5 protein-coding genes are annotated in these 10,129 nt (G+C 39.9%); 3 read left to right on the top strand and 2 right to left on the bottom strand.

What is annotated here, in order from left to right; genetic code table 11:
• Nucleotides 1-245 precede the first annotated feature (245 nt).
• On the bottom strand, nucleotides 246-1,094 hold the full coding sequence (locus BACCELL_RS05905; RefSeq protein ID WP_007210708.1) for a hypothetical protein: 849 nt from the start codon (nucleotides 1,092-1,094) through the stop codon (nucleotides 246-248).
• 803 nt (nucleotides 1,095-1,897) lie between these two features.
• Between BACCELL_RS05905 and BACCELL_RS05900 the strand changes: the two genes are divergently transcribed.
• The 3 genes from BACCELL_RS05900 (at nucleotide 1,898) to BACCELL_RS05890 (ending at nucleotide 8,033) form a co-directional block, all read left to right on the top strand.
• Nucleotides 1,898-5,419 carry a SusC/RagA family TonB-linked outer membrane protein gene (locus tag BACCELL_RS05900; RefSeq protein ID WP_007210706.1) on the top strand — a complete coding sequence of 1,174 codons (3,522 nt, stop codon included), beginning with the start codon at nucleotides 1,898-1,900 and terminating at the stop codon, nucleotides 5,417-5,419.
• A 12-nt stretch (nucleotides 5,420-5,431) separates the two neighbouring features.
• Nucleotides 5,432-7,255 (top strand): RagB/SusD family nutrient uptake outer membrane protein, encoded by a 1,824-nt coding sequence (locus BACCELL_RS05895; protein WP_007210705.1) that lies wholly within the window; start codon nucleotides 5,432-5,434, stop codon nucleotides 7,253-7,255.
• Nucleotides 7,256-7,370: 115 nt separating this feature from the next.
• A complete protein-coding gene (locus tag BACCELL_RS05890) occupies nucleotides 7,371-8,033 on the top strand; it encodes a hypothetical protein (protein ID WP_022209859.1) in 663 nt (220 codons plus the stop codon).
• An 80-nt stretch (nucleotides 8,034-8,113) separates the two neighbouring features.
• Here BACCELL_RS05890 and BACCELL_RS05885 read toward each other — a convergent pair whose 3' ends face one another.
• Nucleotides 8,114-9,433: an ATP-binding protein gene (locus tag BACCELL_RS05885; protein ID WP_007210703.1), complete on the bottom strand. Its 1,320-nt coding sequence runs from the start codon at nucleotides 9,431-9,433 to the stop codon at nucleotides 8,114-8,116.
• Between the last annotated feature and the right edge of the window lie 696 nt (nucleotides 9,434-10,129).

The raw sequence follows: 10,129 nt of genomic DNA, 5'->3' as shown, positions 1-10,129 counted from the left end.
TTGGTAAATACATTGTCGGTTAAAAATTAAAATACACTAAATACTGTTACTATTTAGTTGGTTGTTTTAAGAGATAAACTCGTTATTAACAAAGGTGATGAAACGCCATTTCTTCGTTTCTTCTTAGCAAAGATATATTATAATTTAATATCAAGAACATTCCTTTGCATTTATTTAACTTTATATTTATATATTTGCTCTTCGAGAAGGTTTGTACCTTCTGCGATATGCTTTATATACAAATATTAAGGTTCTTCAATATTTAATGAATGGAAGTCAATCAGTCCATTCATGGGAGTTTCTTCAATCACGTCCAACTCAATACCAAAGTCACCGGCGACTTCTCTTAGAATCGGGGCATAGCTATAGGCTAACGAACCTACAAAGCGGATTGGATAGTTCTTATAATCATATTGGCATACATTCCTTGTGAAGAAGTTGCGCAAATTGGTGATTATTAGTTCGTAAACATAATCATCACTCGTATAATCCGCCAGGAAATAAGAAATAGTGGATAGAAAACGATTAGGAAACGGGCGATTATAAACAGACTCCATTACTTCATTGGGGCTAATACGGAATTTCTCAAAGAAATCAGCCATTACCTCTTTGGGAGCCAAGCCCTTTAGTACATCCGAAAGAAAATGCTTGCCTAATACAGCACCACTACCTTCATCTCCCAATATATATCCGCCTGCTCTGACATTTTTTACAATAATCTTTCCGTTGTAAAAGCAAGAATTAGATCCGGTGCCTAAAATGCAGGCAATTCCTGCTTCACATTTAAACAGACCACGGGCGGCGGCAAGTAAGTCACTCTCTACTTGGATCGGAGTTTTGAACTGTGCTACTAATGAGGCACCCAATACATTCTTTTTCTCATAAGAAGTACAACCGGCTCCATAATAATATACTTGCTCCAGTTTTCTTTTGAAAAAAGTTTCGGGTAAACCTAAACGCACACTCCGGCTGATCTCTCTTCGGGTTTGGAAGAAAGGATTAAGTCCCTCTGTAAAAACACGTTGTATCAGGTGATTGTCTTCAACCAAAGCCCATTCAGTTCTTGTCGAACCACTCTCTGCAATCAGTTTCATACGCAGTTAGATTTAGAATTGGATACAAATATATAGTTTTTTTTAATATACCAAGACAAAAACTTCCAAAACTTCACTTAATCGTTTGGTTTTCGTGCTTTGCATTACTTACTGAAAAGAATATCTGAGGAATACATGGTTAAAGTGTAAAAAAGAGGTGAACTACTGCATATCTCCTTAAATTTATATGGAAGAATTGTAACCCGTTTTCTTGTGGGTTAAGTACCCCTTTTGCAGGGCTACACCTTTTGCTATAAAGGGTGTAGCTATCACGTCAAAAGGGTGTAGCCATCCGAAGTAAAGGGTGTAGCCATCTGAAATTGCCCTCACAGCTACTTCCTGAAGGGAGGAAAGACTCTATTCCTGAAAGTTCATTCCTATAAGGACTCAACTTTTATGAATCGGAATAGACCATCCCTTTATCATTCTGGCTATACCCGAGACGTACCTGAGTCGTGGTTGCTCCATACTTTCTCCACTCAGAGGTACTTCTGACCGAAGAAAGTATGACTTTGGTACGGAGCAACTACGTCCCGGGTACGCTCCTGGTAGGCATCGAAAAATAAATTTAGAGCAAAGCTATCCTTCTAATACATATTTACCAAGTTCTCTTGGAACCGTTGGACTGTAATATAAATAAGGAGAGATAATATATAAGTTAAACCTATAAAATAGAAGAACGCCTATGGAGAAGAAATCTATCTGACAGGAGAAATAGTCAAAGCTATTTCTATACAGACTATCCTTACCCTAATTATTTTAGAGAAAACTATTTTAATTAACAACAAAATCATCAATCATTTATGAATGAAGAACGCAAAAAACGAGGATTGGCATATAGCAAATTCCTCACGGCAGTAGCAATCAGTGCACTGCTATTAGGCAGCGATAATGTGATGGCTACCCAAACAGTTTCAGGCAATGTTCCGGATATAAAAGAGCAGCTACAAACTATCGCTGTTACAGGTGTAGTCTTGGATGCTTCTGATGAACCGATTATTGGCGCCAGCGTGGTCGAAAAAGGCACTACCAACGGTGGTATTACAGATATTAATGGAAGGTTTACATTGAATGTAAGGGCAGGGGCTATATTGAAAATCTCTTATGTCGGTTACCAACCTCAAGAAGTAAAAGCTACCCGAACTATGAAAATAGTTTTGGCGGAAGATAGTGAAATTCTATCAGAGGTGGTAGTAGTAGGTTATGGCTCTCAAAAGAGAGAGAACCTGACAGGAGCAATTGCGACGGTAGATGTAAGCAAGACTTTAGAGGGACGCCAGATTCCTGATATCGGCCGGGGGTTACAAGGCACTACGCCGGGGTTGTCTGTCGTTATTCCAAGTGGCGAAATAGGTTCGGATCCGACTATAAAAGTACGTGGACAAATCGGCTCCATCGATGGTAGCTCTACACCGCTGATTTTGTTAGACAACGTGGAGATTCCTTCTATTCAGATGGTGAACCCTGATGATGTTGAATCTATCACCGTATTGAAAGACGCAGCTTCTGCTTCTATTTATGGTGCAAAGGCGGCTTTTGGTGTAGTATTGATCACTTCAAAAAAGGGTGCTAAAAGTGAGAAAGTAGAAGTAAGCTATTCCGGTAATTTCTCTTGGCAAAATATTTCCAAAAAGATGGAAATGGCAAGAGTTGATGGTATTCAGTATCGCATTGATGCGCTGAAACGTGCCAAAGGCACTCTATATGGAGCATTCTGGTATGTAGATGAAACCAGTCTTGAAAGAGCTAAGGAATGGGACAAAACCTGGGGTGGTAAGTTAGGAGTCAATGATCCGTTCGTATACGGCCGCGACTGGTACGTAGATGCTTCCAATCGTAAGTTCTCTATACGTACTTTCGATCCTTATGATTACATGATTCGTGAATGGGCTCCTTCGCAAACACATAATATCTCGTTGAGCGGCAGGAGTGGTAAGACTGTGTTCAATGTCGGTTTAGGCTATTTGGATCAAAATGGTTTGATGAAATTGGCTAAACATGATGATTTCCGCAGATGGAACGGTTCTATACGTTTAAGTACCGAAATCAACAAGTATATTACAGCCCGTGCCGGAGCTAATTATTCGAAACGTAACAAACGCTATGCTTACGCGACAAACTCTACAACGGCTGACCCATGGCTCTATCTCTATCGTTGGGATAGTACTTATCCGATAGGATATGATGAGAACGGAAATGAAATGCGCAGTCCGGCTTCTGAAATTCATCAGGCGAACACTGCAAACAAAGAGAATAATTACTTGAGTTTCAATGTAGGCGCAACTCTGCAAATAACGAAGGACTGGAAGTTTGACATCGATTATACTTATGCAGGCGAAGACCAGATATGGAAAAAAAACGGTACTAAATTTACAGCCGCTGATACATGGACGTCTCCCGTCAAGAGATTGGATGGTAACGGTAACCAAATATACGTTAACAATATGGGAGAAGTGGTATCAGCAGGTACTGAAGGTGCTATGCCTGCATACGGCTTGAGCTATCGGCAGTATACTGCAGACGGTGCTAATCCTGACCATATTCGTCGTGAAGTGACTAACGCTAAAAGACATACGCTCAATATTACAACTGATTATAATTGGCAGATCAACGAAAAAAACAATTTGAAGGTATTGGTTGGAATGAACCGGACTGACTGGGAATCTGAAGATAACTGGTCGCAGATCACTAACCTTACAGATATTAATAACCTCAGTTGGGATAAAACCATCGGCACACAGACTTCCAGCGGTAACCTCTACTGGGATGGTCAGCTCGGTTTCTTCGGACGTGTCAATTACAATCTGATGGACAAATATTTGCTGGAAGCGAACATCCGCTATGATGGTTCTTCTAAATTTCCCAGCAATCTACAATGGCGCGCATTCCCTTCTTTCTCTTTAGGCTGGCGCCTCAGTGAAGAGAAATTCATGGACTGGTCCAAAACGTTCCTCTCTTCTTTGAAACTCCGAGGTTCTTGGGGTATGATTGGTGATCAGACTGTATCCAGTTCATTGTATGTGCCCACTATCAGCCAGGGACAGGCAAGTTGGCTTGATCCGAGTGGTAATAAGATTATTTATGCCGGAACTCCAGCGGCAGTAGATCCTAGAATCACTTGGCAAGATATAGCCACATTGGATTTTGGTTTCGATGCGCGATTCTTTAACGGTGAATTAGGGGTAACATTCGACTGGTATCAACGCGACACCAAGAATATGATTGTTCCGAGTGAAGGTGTTACATGGACTTTTGGTGCCGGTTCTCCGAAAGGGAATTTCGGCTCTTTAAGAACACGAGGCTGGGAACTTTCTATCGACTATAATCATCGATTTGAAAACGGATTAGGGATCAACGCTATGGTTTCTTTGTCGGATGCCCAGACTGAAATCACTGCTTATGGTGATACAAAGAGCATTGACAGTTGGTATATAGGGAAAAAATATGGTGAAATATGGGGCTATCGCACAGATCGCCTTTATCAAAAAGACGATTTCGTATATGCCGATGGTAAATTAGTTACCGTTTGGGCCTTGAATGGTAAAGAAGTGCCCGCTAACACTCCCGGCGCTAAAGAAATGAACAAACTGAAAGATCCGAATGGGGTATATCAAGATTATTTCCAAACGGGAACAATAAAGTTTGGCCCCGGCGATGTGAAATATAAAGATGTGAATGGTGATGGGAAAATTGATGGCGGTTCCCGATCAGTAGGTACGGTAACCGATGAAAATGATCCGAATTACGGTAAACGTGATACGGGGGACTTGGAAGTTATTGGTAACTCTACACCGCGTTACGAATATGGTATCCGTTTGGGTGCCGACTATAAAGGCTTTGATTTCTCTATCTTTATGCAGGGTGTAGGTAAACGCGATATTTGGGGTGCCGGTTTTCTTGCTATCCCTGGCTTTAATACAGGTGACGGTGCTATGCCGCAGGCTATTGCAGGTAATTATTGGAGAGAAGATCGTACAGATGCTTTTTATCCGGCCGCTTATAATCTGGCAGGTTCCAATACTGGTTTCAACATGCAAACACAGGATCGATACTTGCTCAATATGTCTTATTTCCGTATCAAAAACATCACGCTAGGTTATACACTGCCTGCCGTATGGACTAAGAAAGTACTGATTAACAAGGCTCGTATTTATGTGGCCTGCGAAAATTTCTTTACGTTTGACAAACTGGGAGGTTTGCCGATTGATGCGGAAGAAATCTCAGGTTTCTCTATGTTCAACTCTACAAACTATAACTCCGGCCGTACAGGTGTTGGTACGCCAACCATGAAGAATATGTCTGTAGGTATTCAGTTAAACTTCTAAAAATATATCAATATGAAAAAATATATATTAATCACACTCTCTGCGGTAGTTCTAGCTACTACATCTTGTGATGACATTTTGGACCGCCCGCAACTAAACACTCCGACTGATGGCACCTTTTGGAAAACCGAGATGGATGCCCGTCTGTATGCCAACGGGTTTTATAGGAACTATTTTGTAGGCTATGCTGATGGATGGACAACTAATTATGCTCCTTTGCGTGGTTACTCCTTTTCGGATGATTTAGCTTCTACAGGTCAGCAGTCATCGTTTAGCAATTCGATTCCCAGTACCCTTGGCAGTTCAAATACAGGTGATTTGGCTACCTATCAGACCCAGTACGTTGGTCCGACTTGGAATTTTACTTGGATTCGTAAAGCGAACGTTTTTATGGAACGTCTGGAAGCTAATATGAAAGGGAATGTAACGGAAGAAGCGTATAATCACTGGCATGCTGTAGCAGCTTTCTTTAAATGCTTCTCTTACTCCCGGTTGGTAGCTGTATTTGGTGACGTACCCTACTATGAAACCTCATTTGCCAATAGCGACCTGGAAGCCATGTATAAAGACCGCGACAGCCGTGTATTTGTAATGGATAAAGTTCATGATATGTTAAAGAATGAAGTGTTGGTCAATATACGCACTAATGATGGCGATAACACTTTGAACCGGTATGTTGCAGCAGCGTTTGCCTCTCGCTGGATGCTTTTTGAGGGGACATGGCAGAAGTATCATGGCGGAGACCAGACTGTGGCAAACAAATATTTGCAGTTGGCAAAGGAAGCTGCCGAAATAGTAATCAATAGCGGTAAATACGCTATCGACACTCCATTCCGTGATGTGTTCGGTTCGCAGGACTTGAAAGGTAATAAAGAGGCTATTATGTATCGTCATTATACATTCGAAATGCTTAAACACCATATTGCATCTTATTCTAATGGTGTAGAAAGCCAGGCGCCAGCCCCCAATCTTGCGCTAGCAAAGTCTTTCATTTGCCAGGATGGTAAAGTTTATCAGCATTCTGATCTTGAGAATGCAAAGTTGTTGAGTGTAGCAAACTTGGCAAAAACTCGCGATCCGCGTTTTGAGGCAACATTTATTGATCATGTGAATATCAATTCTGTCACACTGCTGTATGCTTCCAAATTCATCGATCGTGAAGCATTGACGATGGATAATCCCAAGAACAATCCTATTTATGATTCTAATACCAATACAAATGATGCTCCGGTAATCCGTTACGCGGAAGTGCTGTTAAATTGGATTGAAGCTAAAGCTGAATTGGGTGGGGTAACTCAAGAAGATATCAACGCGTCTATTAATCAGTTAAGACGCCGTCCGCTGGATGCTACTGCACAGGCTAAAGGACTGAAAAACACTGCCGATATGGTATTAGCCGATATAACAGAAAATTTTGATCCTGCCAGGGATAAGGATGTCACCCCATTGATTTGGGAAATCCGCCGTGAACGCCGCATGGAGTTGTTTTATGAGCACTGCCGTTTGCATGACATCAAGCGTTGGAAGAAATTGGAGTATATGGACAACAACAAGTACCCGGATACAATGATAGGCCCTTGGGTAGATATGGTAAAAGAAGTTCCGGCTTACTTGGATGAACAGTATATTGGCAAGAGACAGGTCAAGAAGGAAGACGGTACAGTCATTACTTTCGATGGGAGCAATGCCTCCGAAATGGTAGGTTATTATATGCCTACTAATGTTCAGCCGCGTAATACTTTCAGTGACCGGAGTTATTGTTCTCCTGTAGGAGAGCAAGAAATCAATGCTTATGCGGAGAAAGGTTTCAAACTGACGCAGACAACAGGGTGGTAACTTTGTATAATAGTTTCTGAATCATTCTGGTTAAGAATATAATGCCCGCCCATTTGTGTTTTCAGCATAAATGAGTCGGGCATTATTGTTTATTCATTTATAATATAATGTAAATATGAAAAAATGTTTGCTTTTATTCTATTGGGCATGCACTGTATGTATGCTATATGCACAAGACAAGAATACTTCTTCTTTTCTTTTTGATGATTTTCAAGAAGCGGTTGTCTATTTCAAGAACGGTTCGCAATTTCGCGAAAAAATGAATTACAACATACTGGCAAACAAATTTTATTTTGTTGATCGTGTTGATAATAAGGTGAAAGCATTAAGTAACCCGCAAGATATACAGGTTATAAAATTCGGTAACCGGGTGTTCTATACGGAAGGGAATAATGGTATCGAGATTTTGCCGACGAATCCTGTACTGTATGTACAATACAAAGGGAATATGCGCAAAGAAGCCTCAAAAGGTGCGTTCGGCCAACCTACAGAAACAACTTCTGTAAAAACATACGGAGGAACATATGCAGGACGCGGAGAACGTTATGATTTCGATCCGGAGAAGTTAATACTCGGGAGCCGATATAACATTTATTGGATAGAGCAAAAAGGAAAGAAAAAGCCTTTCAAGAATTTCAACCAGTTTTTGAAACTATATCCTAAACAGAAAGAAGAACTAAAGAGGTTTATCAAAGAAAACAATGTAGATTTCAATAATGTACAGCAAATTTCTATTTTGTGTATGCACGCTGAGTCTATTTATAACATTACCGACTAAAGTTACATTATTAAATGGTCATTAAATTAATGACCATTTAATAATGCAACGATAAAGATCAAGGGATAATGAGCGGATGATTATGAGATGAAAGATACAATCTTTTTTGTCCAATCCGCTAAATATAAAGGGATATTAATCAGTGTCCCGTCTTGCTTCAGATTGTTTAATGAATAGCGCAACTTGCATACCGGATGATAGGTTGCATCATAAACAGATAAGCTTTTACCTCCCAAACGGGTTTGAGCTTTTACTTCAACAGGGATAATGTCACTATCGGATTGAATGATAAAATCGACTTCCGCTTTTCCTATAGAAGTCCAATAGCGTGGAAGGATGTCATATTGAGGCGCTAAACTTTGCAAAACGTAGTTTTCGGCAACAGCACCTTTAAATTCCGTATAAGTTTCATTTCCTAAAAAGATAGCTTCCGGCGGAAGACCTGACAATTCACGTAATAATCCGACATCAGATAAATAAACTTTAAATGCAGACAAATCATCGTAAGCTTTTAAAGGAAGAAAGGGCTTGGTGGTACAAAACACCCGATAAATCAAACCTGCGCTTTCCAACCAAAGCAGAGCGTCTTCATAATCACGGGCACGAGCGCCGGGTTTGACCATTTTGTAAACAAACTTTCGGTTCTCTTTGGCTAACTGGCTTGGGATAGAATTCCATATATGGATAATACGGGGAATATCCTTGTTTTCAGCATGCTTTGAAAAATCTAAAATATAGGCGTTAAGTATTGCCTGTTGTTCCTTTTTGACTTTTTCCATGCCTTTGTTTTCAAGGAAACTGTTGATGACAGCAGGCATGCCACCTATTACCAAATACTGCTGGTACAACTCGCTAAGGCGGTCTGTAATAAATTGAGGTAAAGCTGATATCTCGGACAATTCTTCCACGTAATTATATAGTTTCTCATTGGCTGTTTTCAGAAACTCTTTGAATGTGAGGGGATATAGATCGAGAAAATCAACTTTGCCTACCGGAAATGACTCCCCTTTAGTCAAAGCTACGCCTAATAATGAACCGGCAGCTACTACAACATATTCGGGTGAATCTTCATAAAAATACTTTAATGAGTTTAAGGCAGAATTACATTCTTGAATTTCATCGAAAATGAGCAATGTCTCATTCGGTAAGATAGGGTAATCGGTCAGTAAGGACAATTGCGAGATAATCCGCGAAGGCTCTTTGGTCATTTTAAAGATTTCATGGATAGAATGATCCTTATCAAAATTGAATTTGACGGTGTATTTGAATTCTGTTCGTCCAAAATACTCAAGAATCCATGTCTTGCCAGTTTGACGAGCCCCTTTTAAAATAAGAGGTTTTCTCCCTGGATTGCGTTTCCACGTTTTCAATTCTTCGATTATACTACGATATAATTCCATAATAACTACTTTTATGTTCCGATTATTGGCAAAATATCACAAAATAGGTTCCGTTTATTGGCAAATATACCATAAATCGGAATATGAACAAATAATAAAGAGCTAAATAACATTTCTAATAAGAAAAACACAAAGAATAATTTGGCGTTAGCTAATTAAATGGGCTTTAATTAAATAATCCTCTATTTAATACAAAAACAAGGCATAAAAGATAAGTATATCGGACATGCGGCATCTATATATCGGACGCGTCACATCTATATATCGGATGCGCAGTATCTATATATCCAACGTCACCGATATATAGACGCTAAAAGAACAGGACTTGCCTGAAAATTACATTGCTTGTTCTTATTCATAACAAGCAATGTAATCATTCTCAACATTACTTGTTCCAGATCACAACATTACTTGCTTTCAGGTCAATCTTTCTTCTTTCAGGTTTCAGTTTTCCCCGAGCACCCTGTTCATCGGCATTCCGGCTGAAAGATACCTGAAACAGTCATAAGGTTGGAAGTTTCAGCTGTAACACCGATGAACAGGGTGCTCGGGGAAAACTGAAGGACCTGAAAGAGTATTTTCAGATTAAATAATAGGTATAAGATGATACTCCATTTAATTCATAATCTGAAAGAAAGATATTAATTCTGCCAGCAGGTGTTATTGTATTCTTTTTACCATAAAAAACTCGGCAAT

Source organism: Bacteroides cellulosilyticus DSM 14838 (assembly GCF_000158035.1).
Classification (GTDB): domain Bacteria; phylum Bacteroidota; class Bacteroidia; order Bacteroidales; family Bacteroidaceae; genus Bacteroides; species Bacteroides cellulosilyticus.
This window is presented reverse-complemented; position numbering and strand designations above follow the sequence as displayed.